This window comes from Ruegeria sp. AA6 (genome assembly GCF_056542865.1).
Window position 1 is genome coordinate 1 of record NZ_JBQGAN010000048.1, and the last position, 13,859, is coordinate 13,859.

At 59.6% G+C, this 13,859-nt stretch carries 11 protein-coding genes; 10 read left to right on the forward strand and 1 reads right to left on the reverse strand.

The features are described from left to right. Positions 1 to 131: 131 nt before the first annotated feature. The 5 genes from ACR0LN_RS23205 to ACR0LN_RS23225 all read left to right on the forward strand — a co-directional run bounded on the left by ACR0LN_RS23205 (position 132) and on the right by ACR0LN_RS23225 (position 7,367). Entirely contained in the window at positions 132 to 1,571 is a 1,440-nt protein-coding gene (locus ACR0LN_RS23205) for an FAD-linked oxidase C-terminal domain-containing protein (protein ID WP_480433078.1), read from the forward strand. A 46-nt stretch (positions 1,572 to 1,617) separates the two neighbouring features. Beyond that, complete coding sequence (glcE, locus tag ACR0LN_RS23210; protein WP_480433060.1) at positions 1,618 to 2,763, forward strand: glycolate oxidase subunit GlcE; 1,146 nt, start codon at positions 1,618 to 1,620, stop codon at positions 2,761 to 2,763. Between the two features lie 13 nt (positions 2,764 to 2,776). Then, on the forward strand, positions 2,777 to 4,138 hold the full coding sequence (glcF, locus tag ACR0LN_RS23215) for a glycolate oxidase subunit GlcF (RefSeq protein ID WP_480433061.1): 1,362 nt from the start codon (positions 2,777 to 2,779) through the stop codon (positions 4,136 to 4,138). Positions 4,139 to 4,168: 30 nt separating this feature from the next. Further along, positions 4,169 to 5,215 carry a TRAP transporter substrate-binding protein gene (locus ACR0LN_RS23220; RefSeq protein WP_480433063.1) on the forward strand — a complete coding sequence of 349 codons (1,047 nt, stop codon included), beginning with the start codon at positions 4,169 to 4,171 and terminating at the stop codon, positions 5,213 to 5,215. 85 nt (positions 5,216 to 5,300) lie between these two features. Then, the gene (locus ACR0LN_RS23225; protein ID WP_480433065.1) at positions 5,301 to 7,367 is read left to right on the forward strand and encodes a TRAP transporter large permease subunit; all 2,067 of its coding nucleotides are present in this window, start codon (positions 5,301 to 5,303) and stop codon (positions 7,365 to 7,367) included. A 138-nt stretch (positions 7,368 to 7,505) separates the two neighbouring features. Here the strand turns inward: ACR0LN_RS23225 and ACR0LN_RS23230 are convergent, their stop codons facing one another. Next, on the reverse strand, positions 7,506 to 8,108 hold the full coding sequence (locus ACR0LN_RS23230; protein ID WP_480433066.1) for a helix-turn-helix domain-containing protein: 603 nt from the start codon (positions 8,106 to 8,108) through the stop codon (positions 7,506 to 7,508). Positions 8,109 to 8,251: 143 nt separating this feature from the next. Between ACR0LN_RS23230 and glyA the strand changes: the two genes are divergently transcribed. The 5 genes from glyA (at position 8,252) to ACR0LN_RS23255 (ending at position 13,752) form a co-directional block, all read left to right on the forward strand. Continuing rightward, complete coding sequence (gene glyA, locus ACR0LN_RS23235) at positions 8,252 to 9,505, forward strand: serine hydroxymethyltransferase (RefSeq protein WP_480433068.1); 1,254 nt, start codon at positions 8,252 to 8,254, stop codon at positions 9,503 to 9,505. An 11-nt stretch (positions 9,506 to 9,516) separates the two neighbouring features. Then, positions 9,517 to 10,896: a dihydrolipoyl dehydrogenase gene (lpdA, locus tag ACR0LN_RS23240; protein ID WP_480433070.1), complete on the forward strand. Its 1,380-nt coding sequence runs from the start codon at positions 9,517 to 9,519 to the stop codon at positions 10,894 to 10,896. A gap of 14 nt (positions 10,897 to 10,910) precedes the next feature. Continuing rightward, positions 10,911 to 11,855 (forward strand): lipoyl synthase, encoded by a 945-nt coding sequence (gene lipA, locus ACR0LN_RS23245; protein WP_480433072.1) that lies wholly within the window; start codon positions 10,911 to 10,913, stop codon positions 11,853 to 11,855. Between the two features lie 25 nt (positions 11,856 to 11,880). Continuing rightward, on the forward strand, positions 11,881 to 13,251 hold the full coding sequence (locus ACR0LN_RS23250; protein ID WP_480433074.1) for an alanine/glycine:cation symporter family protein: 1,371 nt from the start codon (positions 11,881 to 11,883) through the stop codon (positions 13,249 to 13,251). A gap of 78 nt (positions 13,252 to 13,329) precedes the next feature. Beyond that, on the forward strand, positions 13,330 to 13,752 hold the full coding sequence (locus tag ACR0LN_RS23255) for a universal stress protein (protein WP_480433076.1): 423 nt from the start codon (positions 13,330 to 13,332) through the stop codon (positions 13,750 to 13,752). Positions 13,753 to 13,859: the final 107 nt, after the last annotated feature.

Genomic DNA, 13,859 nt, shown 5'->3' on the forward strand with positions numbered 1-13,859 from the left:
TCTTCGACGGAACAGGCGTCGGACTACAAGACCTCGCCGTCGCCCAAGTCGCAGCAAAACTCGCAGAAAAAGCAGGACTGGCGGAAACGGCCACGTTGTAATCACTTAGAAGGGAGCACCTCATGTCTACCATCGCAATGCCGACCCCCGACCAAACGGTTCTGGATCGCAAGGCGACCATCGTCGCGGCGCTGGCCGAGGTGCTGCCCTCTGACAGCGTGATCAGCGATGAGCACGAAACGCGCGCCTACGAATGCGATGCGCTGACGGCTTATCGCTGCCCGCCGCTGGCCGTGGTGCTACCCCGCACGACCGAGGAATGCGCCGCCGCCATGAAGCTGTGCCATGACCTGGGCGTTGCGGTGGTGCCGCGTGGGGCGGGGACATCGCTGGCCGGGGGATCTCTACCCACCGCCGACAGCGTCATTCTGGGCACCGCACGGCTGAAAGACGTGCTGGAGGTCGACTATGACAACCGTTTCATTCGTGTGCAGACCGGCGTGACCAACCTGTCAGTCACTGGTCAGGTTGAAGATGACGGTTTTTTCTATGCACCCGACCCGTCATCCCAGCTGGCCTGTGCGATTGCAGGGAACATCGCGATGAATTCCGGCGGGGCGCATTGCCTCAAATACGGCGTCACCACCAACAACCTGTTGGGCGTGCGCATGGTCATGACCGATGGCGAGATCATCGAGATCGGTGGCCCGGCGATGGATGCGCCCGGTCTGGATCTGCTGGGTCTGATCTGCGGTTCGGAAGGGCAACTTGGCATCGTCACCGAAGCCACCCTGCGCATTCTGCCCAAACCCGAGGGCGCGCGCCCTATCCTGATCGGCTTCGACAGCGCCGAAATCGCCGGCGAGTGCGTCGGCAATATCATCAAGGCCGGTATTCTGCCCGTTGCCATTGAATACATGGACCGCCCCTGCATCCGCGTGGTCGAGAACTTTGCCAAGGCAGGCTATCCGATGTGTGAGGCCCTTCTGATTGTCGAGGTCGAAGGCTCGGAGGCCGAGATTGACGAACAGCTGACCAAGATCAGTGCCATCGCGGAAAAGCTGAATCCGGTCGAACTGCGCGCCAGTCAGAGCACCGAGGAAAGCGCGCTGATCTGGAAAGGCCGCAAGTCCGCCTTTGGCGCAATGGGTCAGATCAACGACTATATGTGCCTCGACGGTACGGTCCCGGTGTCTGCCCTGCCGCAAACCTTGAAGCGGATCGCCGAACTCAGCGAAGAACACGGGCTGGAGGTTGCCAACGTATTCCACGCGGGCGACGGCAATATGCACCCGCTCATTCTGTTCGACGCCAACAAACCGGGCGATCTGGACAAGGCCGAGGCCTTTGGTTTCGACATCCTGCGCACTTGTGTCGACGTCGGCGGTTGCCTGACCGGCGAACACGGCGTGGGCATCGAGAAGCGCGATCTGATGACCTATCAGTTCACCGAGGCCGACCTTGAGGCGCAGATGCAGGTCAAGGATGTGTTCGATCCAGATTGGCTACTGAACCCGACCAAAGTTTTCCCATTGGAGCTGAGCGCGGACCGGAGGAGCCGCACCGCCTGATGGGCTGAAGTACCGCTCTGACCCCAGAGCAAGAGGAGGAAAGACCATGACCGGTTTTGCAACGCCGACCACCGAGTCGGCGATCAAGGAAGCTGTGTTTGAAGCCCGGACTGCAAAGGCGCGCCTGCGGATCATTGCAGGTGGCACACGAGGCCAGATCGGCAACCCGGGTGAGGTCGCGCAAGCGCTGGATATCTCGGGTCTTTCCGGGATCACCCGCTACGAACCCGGATCACTGACGCTTGAGGCCAAAGCCGGAACCCCTTTGCACGAGATTGAGGCCGCCTTGGCGTCTGAGGGTCAGATGCTGGCCTTTGAACCCATGGATCACCGCCCGCTGCTGGGCACTGCAGGAGAGCCAACAATCGGGGGCGTTGTGGCGTGCAACATCTCGGGGCCGCGCCGTTTCGTTAGCGGTGCGTGCCGTGATTTTCTGCTGGGTGTTCGCTTTATTGACGGTCAGGGGCGTGTGATCGCCAATGGCGGTCGCGTGATGAAAAACGTCACCGGGTTGGACCTGACCAAGCTGGCCTGCGGAGCCTACGGCACGCTGGGCATCCTGACCGAGGTTGCGCTGAAAGTGCTGCCGCGCCCGGAACGCGCCGCGACGCTGCAATTCACCGATGTGACCGAAGCCGAGGCCGTGCGTCTGTTCTGCCGCGCTGTCACCACGCCGTTCGAAGTCTCCGGCGCTGCGTGGCAGAACGGCACCGCCATGCTGCGGGTCGAGGGGCTGTGGGCGCAGGTCGATTACCGCCTGTCCAAACTGCAAGCCTTGTTGGGAACCGGCTCGGTGTTGGAAGGCGATGTTCATGACACGATCTGGACCGGCATCCGCGATGTGCATGTGTTCTCGGGCACGCAGGAAACTGTCTGGAAGCTGTCGGTGAAACCCACCGCTGCGCCGCAGGTGATCACCGCTGCGCGTTACGAACTGGATGCAAGGGCGTTGATGGATCAGGGCGGCGCTCTGGTCTGGCTGGCAATCCCGTCTGACGCACCGGAACAGGCTGAAACGATACGGGGCTTAATCCAGGACGGCCACGCCACCCTTGTGCGAGGCAGCGCTGATCTGCGCCGTACTGTCCCGGTCTTTCATCCACAGCACCCCCGATTACAACAGCTTTCGGACCACTTGCGCCACCAGTTTGACCCGGACGGGCTGTTGAACCCCGGCCTGATGGCGGCCTGAGCGGGAGGACGAGATGCAAACGAACTTTACCCCCGAACAACTGACCGATCCCGGCACAAAACGGGCGAACGACATCCTGCGTTCCTGTGTGCATTGCGGGTTCTGTACTGCAACCTGCCCGACCTTTCAGGTGCTGGGCGACGAACTCGACAGCCCGCGTGGCCGTATCTACCTGATCAAGGACATGCTGGAGAACGAGCGTGTGCCGGATGAGAAAACCGTCACGCATATCGACCGCTGCCTGTCTTGCCTGGCGTGTATGACCACCTGCCCTTCGGGCGTGCATTACATGCATTTGGTCGACCACGCCCGCGCTTACATCGAGCAGAACTATAAGCGCAGTTGGGATGATCGTGTTTTGCGCTGGATTTTGGCGCGCGTCTTGCCCTATCCCATGCGGTTCCGCTTGGCTCTGCTTGGGGCCAAGATCGCCTATCCCTTCCGCAAATGGGTGCCGGACGCCCGCCTGCGCGCAATGTTGGAGATGGCCCCAAAGGTCATCCCGCCTGTCAGCCGCAATGACGACCCGCAAACCTTTGCCGCAGGCGGCCCGCGCCGCAAACGTGTGGCGTTGATGACCGGATGTGCGCAAAAGGCGCTGAACACAGACATCAACGACGCCACCATCCGGCTGCTGACCCGGCATGGATGTGACGTGGTGATTGCCGAAGGCGCAGGCTGTTGCGGGGCGCTGACACATCATATGGGCAAGTCCAAAGAAAGCCACGACACGGCAGCCAAGAACATACGCGCTTGGGCGGCTGAGATGGATGCCGGTGGGCTGGATGCCATTGTCATCAATACCAGCGGCTGCGGCACCACTGTCAAGGATTACGGGCATATGTTCGCAGGCACTGATCTGGAGCATGACGCCGCCCGCGTTGCGGCGATCGCCAAGGACATCTCTGAGGTGATGAGCGATCTGGAATTGAATGACCCTGTGCAGGCTGAACCGCTGCGCGTGGCCTATCATGCCGCCTGTTCCCTGCAGCACGGACAGCAGATCAAGACAGCGCCCAAGACGTTGCTGAAATCGGCCGGATTTGAGGTCTCCGAACCCCGCGACAGCCATTTGTGCTGCGGTTCGGCGGGCACTTACAACCTGATGCAGCCCGAAATCTCGGCCGAGTTGAAGGCGCGCAAGGTCCAGACGCTTGAGGCGAAGAACCCCGAGGTCATCGTGGCCGGAAACATCGGCTGCATGATGCAAATCGGCTCAGCCACCGGCATCCCAATTGTCCACACCGTTGAAATGCTGGACTGGGCGACCGGGGGGCCGAGGCCCCGTGCCCTGACCGATCCCACACCCCGTGTTCAAACCGGCTTCAAACTGCCGGACACCCCGCCGCCGGTGATCGCAAAAACCGGCAGCTGAATACCCCATGTCCAAGAGGAGGAATCAGACATGAAATCCCTAGCAACCCTGACCGCCGCCGTAGCGCTGGCCGCCGCGCCCGCGCTGGCCGCAGACAAGATCCTGCTGAAAACGCCTGTCGCGTTCTCGACCGAACTGCCGGGCCTTGGAACGCCCATCGTCCGTGTCGCAGAAGATCTGGATGCTGTGTCCGGCGGCTCGATCAAGATGAAGGTCTATGAACCCGGCAAACTGGTGCCCGCCTTCGAAATCCTAGATGCGGTGTCGTCCGGCAAGATCAACTCGGGCTTTGCCACCGCCGGATACTGGGCAGGTAAAATCCCTGCCGCACCGCTGTTCTCGGCTGTGCCGTTCGGCCCCGAAGCGGGCGAATACATGGCGTGGATGTATTACGGCGACGGTCTGGCCCTGTATCAGGAAATGTATGATCAGGCCGGGTATAACGTCAAAGTCTTCCCCTGCACGATTATTGCACCCGAAACCTCGGGATGGTTCGCGGAAGAGATCACTTCGGTCGAGCAACTGGACGGTTTGAAAATGCGCTTCTTTGGCCTCGGCGGGAAGGTGATGCAGAAGCTGGGCGTTGCCACATCGCTGCTGCCGGGTGGTGAGATTTTCCCGGCGCTGGAGAAGGGCGCCATTGACGCGACCGAGTTCTCGATGCCCGCCATCGATCAACGTCTGGGCTTCGACAAGCTGGTAAAATACAACTATTTCCCCGGCTGGCACCAGCAGGCCACCATCTTTGAATTGCTGATCAACAAGGATGAGTGGAACGAGTTGAACCCGCAATTGCAGGCGCAGATCGAGCTGACCTGCCGCGCGCAGATGACCGAGAGCTTTGCCGAAGGTGAAGCCATCCAGTTCGAAGCCATGCAGCGCAATGTCGAAGAGAACGGCGTAACCATCGTCGACTGGACGCCCGAAATGCTCGACGTCTTCCGCACCACCTGGGAAGAGGTCGCAGCTGAAGAAGCCGCCAATGATGAGTTCTTTGCCAAAGTCTACGGCAATCTGAACGAGTTCAGCGAAGGCTATGAGATCTGGAAATCTCACGCATTCCTGCCACGCAAGTAAAGCCACGCGTGGGGTCCGGGCTTGAAGTCCCGGACCCCTCAACCGCCCCAAAGGGAGGGGCCCCGGATCAGGGGATACCAAGATGATGAGCGATAGTTTTGAAACCAAGCTGAACAAGCATGTCGACCCGCATTGGGATGAAGTCGAAGGCGACGACCGCCGACAACCCAAAGCCTCGGCCTGGCTTGATGATACAGTATCTGGCGTTGGCCATGTCGTGATGTGGGCCAACGTCGCGCTGGTGATCGCCATCGTTGCGCAGGTGAGTATGCGCTATGCCTTTGACCTGAACTTTCCAAAGCTCGATGAACTGCAATGGCACCTGTATGCGCTGACAACCATGATTGGGATGTCCTATGCGCTGACCCATGACGCCCATGTACGGGTCGACATCCTGCGTCTGGGCTTTTCCCACCGCGCCAAACGCGTGGTCGAAATGCTGGGGATCATCATTCTGCTGCTGCCCTTCTGCTGGCTGATGATTGATCAGGGCTATGATTATTTTCAGGACAGCTACCGCGTGAATGAACGCTCGGACAGCCCGACCGGCCTGCCTGCGCGTTGGGCTTTGAAAGCTGTGATCGGGATCAGCTTTGTGTTGGTCGCTATGGCCGCCATCGCCCGCGTGATCCATGACGGCTACATGTTGGTAACCAGCGCGGATGAACGTTCGTCAACATCCGGCCTGATCAAGCTGTTGGTGATGTGGGCGATCTTCCTGACTGTCACCATCGGACTGATCCAACTGGTCGACACGCCCGAAGACACGCTGGTCATCGTGATGTTCATGACATTCGTGGCTCTGTTGTTCTCGGGCTATCCGGTGGCCTGGGTGCTGGCTGGTGTTGGCGTCCTGTTCACTGGCGTTGCCTATATGGGTGACAATGACATGCTGCTGTGGACCGGGATGGAGAGTACCTTTACCGGCCTCGACTATCTGACGCTGGGCGCGGTGGTGAACCGGGTTTATGCGACCATGTCGAACGCCGTTCTGGTGGCGTTGCCGATGTTCATCTTCATGGGTCTGATGCTGGATGAATCCGGTGTGGCGCAACGGCTGATGACCTCGATGCAGCGCCTGTTTGGCACCATGCGCGGAGGATTGGCGATCACCGTGACGGCGATCGGGATCATCCTTGCCGCGTCAACCGGTATCGTGGGTGCATCTGTGGTACTGCTGGGTCTGCTGTCGATGCCTGCGATGATGAAGCAGAACTATTCGAAAACGCTGGCCGCAGGGGTCATCGCCTCTTCGGGTACGCTGGGTATTCTGATCCCGCCGTCGATCATGCTGGTCATCATGGCCGACCAGATGGCCCTGTCGGTGGGCGACCTGTTCATGGCCGCTTTGTTCCCGGGGCTGATCATCGGTGGGTTATATATCCTTTACATCGTCGTGATCGCCTCGCTCAACAAAGAGGTCGCGCCGCTGCCCGAAGACGCAAGGCGTGTCGACTGGGCCGCGATCTGGGAAGTGTTCAAAGCTGTTCTGCCTCCTGTGGCACTGATCTTTGCCGTATTGGGTTCGATCTTCGCAGGCATCGCCACGCCGACAGAAGCGTCGGGCGTTGGTGCCGCCGGTGCCACCCTTATGGCGCTGGCCTATGGCAAGCTGAACTGGCGCAACCTGTTCGAAGTGACGCGGAACACCTTCAAAACCACCGCCTATATCTTTGCGATCTTCCTGGGCGCGACCTGCTTTGCCTTTGTTCTGCGCGAACTGGGCGGCGACGAACTGATCACCAAGACAATCGAAGGCATGGGTCTGAGTGAAATGGGTACGATCCTGTTCATCCTGCTGATCGTGTTCCTGCTGGGCTTTGTTCTGGATTGGATTGAGATCACGCTGATCATCCTGCCCTTGGTCGCTCCGATCATCTTGGCGATGCAGATGACCGTGCCGGGCTTCGGTTTGGACAACCCGGAACTGATCTGGTTCGTCATCCTCGTGGCGGTGACGCTGCAAACCAGCTTCCTGTCCCCACCGGTTGGCTTTTCGCTGTTCTATCTGAAAGGCGTCTGCCCACCTGAGATCCGTTTGCAGGATATCTACAAAGGCGTTGTACCCTTCATCCTGCTGCAGCTCACCGGACTGGCATTGGTGATCATATTCCCGCAGATCGCAACCTGGCTGCCATCCGTGGCGTACTAAAGGCTCTTGGCGGCACTCGTTCAGAGTGCCGCCAGCAGAAAACCGGCTTCAAGCTTCTGCCATGGCACTAATAATCGGAAGCAAGCGAAGATCCATCGGGCGTTTTGGCTTACTCGTACCATTGCAGGCGCCCGAGGTTCACTCTAAAGACACCCACAAAACCTGAGCATCTTCCTTGCTGGTCGACACGCAGCCATGCCCCATGCTGCTGTCATAATATAGCGAGTCCCCCGCTTTCATCGGCAGCGGACGGTAATGTTCCGAGATGAAGATCAATTCCCCGCTGAGCACGTACATGAATTCCTCACCCGAGTGGCGGATCCAAGGATCGAACTCGGAAATATCTCTGGCACGGATTGTGGCGACATACGGCAACATGCGCTTGCTCGTCAGATCAGAGCACAACAGCTCGTGCAGGTAAGTCGCCGTTTCCCGAAACTCACCCTGCCCTTTCGGGGTATAATCACGACGGCCGGTGATGCCCGTTTGGCCCGACTGCAAGAACAGCTGTGGCGGGTTCAAATCCAGCGCTTGGGTTAAGCGGCGCACGATCTCGAAGCTGGGTTTGGTCTGGTTGTTTTCGATCTTGGACAACGTGGATCGCCCAATTCCCGCAGCCCGACCAGCTTCTTCCAGCGTCCAGCCCTTTTCCCGTCTGGCATCACGGATCGACCGCCCAAGCGCCGCGCCTTCATCCAGTTCTTCGGGGGCAGAGGCGTCATTTCTTTGATCTTCACCCATGGAATTCTCCGCTTTTCTTTCAAGCATACAAATTCCCCATAACGCACGCAACTTCACGAATATGAGAAATATGTTGCTTTGGCGAATATTTTTCCACTATAGGAAACAAAGTTTCGAACCGGAGATTCGAAGAGGAGGACACCATGTTCAAAACGACGCTTATCGAAGCTGATCCGACAATCGCTGCGTCGATTGCCCGTGAAGGGGAACGTCAGGCGGAACAAATTGAGCTGATCGCATCCGAAAACATCGTGTCTCAGGCGGTGATTGACGCTCAGGGATCTGTCCTCACCAACAAATACGCCGAAGGGTATCCCGGCCGTCGTTACTATGGTGGCTGCGAATACGTGGACGAGGTCGAACAGGAAGCCATCGACAGGTTGAAGCAGCTGTTCGGCTGTGAATACGCCAACGTCCAGCCACATTCGGGCGCGCAGGCCAATGGCGCGGTCAAGCTGGCTCTGCTCAGCCCCGGCGACACGATCCTTGGCATGTCGCTGGATGCCGGCGGGCATCTGACCCATGGCGCGAAACCAGCTCAATCGGGCAAGTGGTTCCGCCCGATCCAATACGGCCTGACCGATGCCGGGTTGATCGACTATGATCAGGTTGAAGCACTGGCCAAGGCAGAGAAACCCAAGCTGATTATTGCAGGTGCGTCGGCCTATTCGCAAAAGATCGACTTTGCCCGCTTCCGCGCCATCGCGGATGAGGTTGGTGCCTGGCTTCTGGCGGACATGGCCCATATCGCCGGGCTGGTTGCAACCGGCCTGCACCCCTCGCCCATTGGTCATGCACATGTTGTGACATCGACCACGCACAAAACCTTGCGCGGACCGCGCGGCGGCATCATCCTGACCAATGACGAGGCGCTGGCGAAAAAGATCAACTCGGCCGTGTTCCCCGGCCTGCAAGGCGGCCCGCTGATGCATGTGATTGCAGGTAAGGCGGTTGCGTTCGGCGAGGCGCTGAAACCCGAGTTCAAAGACTACATGCAGCGCGTGGTCGGCAGTGCGGCGGCTTTGGCTGACGTGATGATGGCCCGCGGGTGTGACATCGTCTCCGGCGGCACCGAGAACCACTTGATGCTGGTTGACCTGCGGCCCGTTGGCGTCACCGGCAAAGATGCCGAAGCTGCGCTGGAACGTGCGGGCTTTACCTGCAACAAGAACAGCGTGCCGGGCGATCCAGAAAAGCCCACGGTTACCAGCGGTATTCGCCTGGGCACAGCCGCCGGGTGCAGCCGTGGCTTTGGGCCGGACGAATTCAAACAGATCGGTCATCTGATCGGTGACGTGCTGGACGCCTTGGCGCAGGACCCGAACGGCGACGCAGCCGTTGAACAAGCCACCCGCGAAAAAGTCCGCGCCCTGTGCGCAAGCCATCCGATTTACTGAAAGACACCGAAATGACCTACGACCTTATTGTCATCGGGGGCGGACCGGGCGGCTATGTTGCCGCGATCCGCGCGGCTCAATTGGGACTGAAAGTGGCCTGCGTCGAAGGACGCGGGGCGCTTGGCGGAACCTGCCTGAATGTGGGGTGCATCCCCTCCAAAGCGTTGCTGACCTCCTCGGCCAAATATGCCGAACTTGCACATCTCTCCTCTCATGGCATTGCGGTCGAGGGGGCCAGCATCGACGTTCCGGCAATGATGGGGCGCAAGGACAAAATCGTGGGCGACCTGACCAAGGGGATCGCGTTTCTGTTCAAGAAAAACGGCGTTGATCTGATCGAAGGTTGGGCCAGCATTCCCGCTGCTGGACAGGTCAAGGTGGGCGACAACATCCTTGAGGCAAAGAACATCTTGATCGCCACCGGTTCGGAGCCCACCTCGCTGCCGGGGGTCGAGATTGACGAACTGGACATCCTCAGCTCGACCGGAGCAATCGCGCTGGGCAGCGTGCCCGAACATCTGGTCGTGATCGGCGCGGGTGTGATCGGTCTGGAACTGGGGCAGGTCTGGGCGCGTCTGGGCGCAAAGGTCACTGTGGTCGAGTATCTCGACCGCGTACTGCCTGGAATTGATGGCGAAATCGCCAAACTGGCGCAGCGTGCGCTTTCCAAGCGCGGGCTCAAGTTCCAATTGGGACGGGCATTGAAATCGGTGGTCAAAACTGACGCCGGGTTGACGCTCAAACTGGATCGGGTCGGCAAGGACAAGGAGGAGGTGATCGAAGCCGACAAGGTTCTGATCGCCGTCGGACGCCGCCCCGTCACGCGCGGGCTTGGGCTGGAAGAGCTGGGAGTGGCCCTTGACCCGCGCGGATTTATCCAGGTCGATGGCACTTTTCAGACCTCAGTGCCCGGCATCTATGCCATAGGCGATTGCGTGCCCGGCCCGATGCTGGCGCACAAGGCCGAAGAAGACGGCGTCGCCTGTGTGGAAATGCTGGCCGGTCAAGCTGGTCACGTGGATTACAACACCGTTCCCGGCGTGGTCTACACCGACCCCGAGGTCGCCTCGGTCGGTCTGACCGAAGAGGCGCTGAAAGAAGCTGACACCGAGTATTCGGTGGGCAAGTTCGCCTTTATGGCCAACTCTCGCGCCCGTTCGACCGGTGAAACCGACGGTGCGGTCAAGGTGTTGGCCGACCCAAGCGGCAAAATCCTCGGCGCGCATATATGCGGTGCCCACGGCGGCGATCTGATCGCCGAGCTGGTTCTGGCCATAACCAAAGGCGCAACCGTGTCCGATGTGGCCTCAGCCTGTCATGCACACCCGGCGATGGGCGAGGCGGTCAAAGAAGCCTGCCTCGACGCCATGGGCCGCGCAATCCACGCCTAAAAGGGAACAGCCAGATGACCATCCAGCTTCGCCCCCGCCACCCCGAAAAGGCCAAGAAGGCTGACAGTGTCATCCCGCGCAAGCCCAAGTGGATTCGCAAGAAAAAGATCGACGGGCCTGAATATTATGAGACCCGCCGCCTAATGCGCGACCACAATCTGGCGACGGTGTGCGAAGAGGCCGCCTGCCCCAACATCGGCGAATGCTGGTCCAAGCGCCACGCCACCATGATGATCATGGGTGAGGTCTGCACCCGCGGCTGTTCCTTCTGCAACGTGGCGACCGGACGTCCCGACGCGCTGGACGCATTCGAGCCGGGCCGGGTTGCGGCAGCGGTCAAGAAACTGGGGTTGCGCCATGTGGTGATCACCTCAGTCGACCGGGATGATCTGGCCGATGGCGGGGCCGAGCATATCGCCCAGACCATCCGCGCCGTGCGCCATCAGAACCCCGGCACCACGGTTGAAGTTCTTACCCCGGATTTTCTGGGCAAGGGCAACGCGGCGGGCGTGGTTTTCGAGGCCGCCCCGGACGTGTTCAACCACAATCTGGAAACCGTCCCGCATTTATACCCGACGGTTCGCCCCGGCGCGCGCTACTACACCTCGCTGCGGTTGCTGGATGATGCCAAACGGGCCAATCCCGAGATTTTCACCAAATCCGGCCTGATGGTCGGACTGGGCGAAAGCCTGAACGACGTCCGCCAGGTGATGGATGACCTGCGCGCGGCACAAGTCGATTTTCTGACGGTCGGCCAATACCTGCAACCAACCCCCAAACATCATCCAATTGACCGGTTCTGGACACCGGAAGAGTTCGCCCAACTGGAACAGATCGCACGTTCCAAGGGCTTTTTGCACGTGTCAGCTACACCGCTGACCCGTTCGTCGTTCCACGCGGACGAAGACTTTGCCGCCCTCAAGCAAGCCCGCCAGCGGGCCATCGCCGCCGGGGCATAAACCAAACGCAAATGGGAGGGAAACCATGGAAGCGTTAAATTCAATCGTAGGAGCCATCAATGGCGTCGTATGGGGGCCGCTGATGCTGGTTCTCATCCTTGGCGTTGGCTTCTTCCTGCAGGTCGGGCTGAAGTTTATGCCGATCCTGCGCATTGGCACAGGCTTCAGCCTACTGTTCAAAGGCCGTGAGGGGCAGGGCGAAGGGCAGATCAGCCCGTTTAACGCGCTGATGACCTCGCTGTCGGCGACCATCGGTACGGGTAACATCGCCGGTGTGGCCACTGCTGTCTTCCTGGGCGGTCCGGGCGCATTGTTCTGGATGTGGATGACCGCCCTGGTGGGCATGGCCACCAAATATGCCGAAGCCGTCTGCGCGGTGAAGTACCGTGAAAAAGACGAACTGGGCAACTATGTCGGCGGCCCGATGTACTACATCAAGAACGGTCTAGGGGCGAAATGGGCCTGGCTGGGCGTAGCGTTCGCTCTGTTCGGCGCAATCGCAGCCTTCGGCATCGGCAACGGCGTACAGGCCAACGGTGTGGCACAGGTTCTGGAATCGAACTTTGGCGTGAACACATCAGTCACTGGCGTCGTTCTGATGGTGCTGACCGCAGCCGTTATCCTGGGCGGTATCACCCGCATCGGTGCGGTTGCTGGTAAGCTGGTTCCGTTCATGGCAATCGCTTACATCATCGCTGGCCTGCTGGTTCTGCTGATCAACATCGGCAACATCGGTCACGCGCTGTCGCTGGTCTTCACCTATGCCTTCACTCCGTCGGCTGCCGAAGGTGGTTTTGCGGGCGCAGCCGTCTGGGCGGCCATCCGCTTTGGTGTGGCACGTGGTGTCTTCTCGAACGAAGCCGGTCTGGGTTCCGCTCCGATTGCGCACGCAGCAGCAGAAACCAAGGGTCCGGTTAATCAGGGTCTGATTGCGATGCTCGGTACGTTCATCGACACCATCATCGTCTGCTCGATCACTGGTCTGGCGATCATCTCGTCGGGTGCATGGACGTCGGGTGAATCTGGCGCGGCATTGACCTCTCTGGCCTTTGCAAACTCATTGCCGGGCGGTGGTCACCTGATCGCAATCGCTCTGTCGATCTTTGCCTTCACCACAATCCTGGGTTGGTCCTTCTATGGCGAGAAATGCGTCGAGTTCCTGCTGGGCGTCAAATCCCTGATGCCGTACCGCGTTTTGTGGATTGTTGCGATCTACTTCGGCGCGACTGCGGATCTGGGCTTTATCTGGCTGCTGGCAGATACGCTGAACGCCATGATGGCTATCCCGAACCTGATCGCCCTGGCCCTGCTGAGCCCGATCGTCTTCAAACTGACGAAAGAGTTCTTTGCCTCGAACGGTCAATCCGAAGAGCCCGGCGGCAAACCTGCCGAATAACTTTGGCCTGAAAAACCGGAGGGCCATCCCGGCCCTCCGCCTTTGAAAACAGAATTCCCTATCTCGAGGAGAGACGTGATGGCCACGAAAATCCTGCTGCCTATTGATCACACCGACGACCGCTCGTGGAAGAACGCCCTGCCGCTCGCGCTGGAACAGGCGAAGTTTTACGGCGCTGAGTTGCACGCAGTTGCCGTCATCCCCGAGATCATCCAGTTGCCGAACCTGCCCGCCAACTACGGCGCCGGCGCTAAAGACCACGTGCGCGGCGCGGTTCAGGCCATTCTGGATCACGGCAATGCCTCGGACGTACCCGTGCATGTCGAAGAAGGCAGCGTTTATCGCGAAATCCTGAAGCTCGCCTACAAGGACGGCTTCGACCTGATCGTCATGGCATCGACCAAGGGCGATTTCCCGAACTATGAGATTGGCCCGAACCTGGCCCGCGTCGTGCGCAATGCGCATTGCACCGTGACCGTCGTCCGCGACCAGTCCCGCTGATTGAAAGGTTAGAAAGATGACCGAACCGAAGCGCACACCTCTTTACGATTTGCACGTTGAGTTGGGTGGTAAGATGGTTGATTTTGCTGGGTGGGAGATGCCTGTTC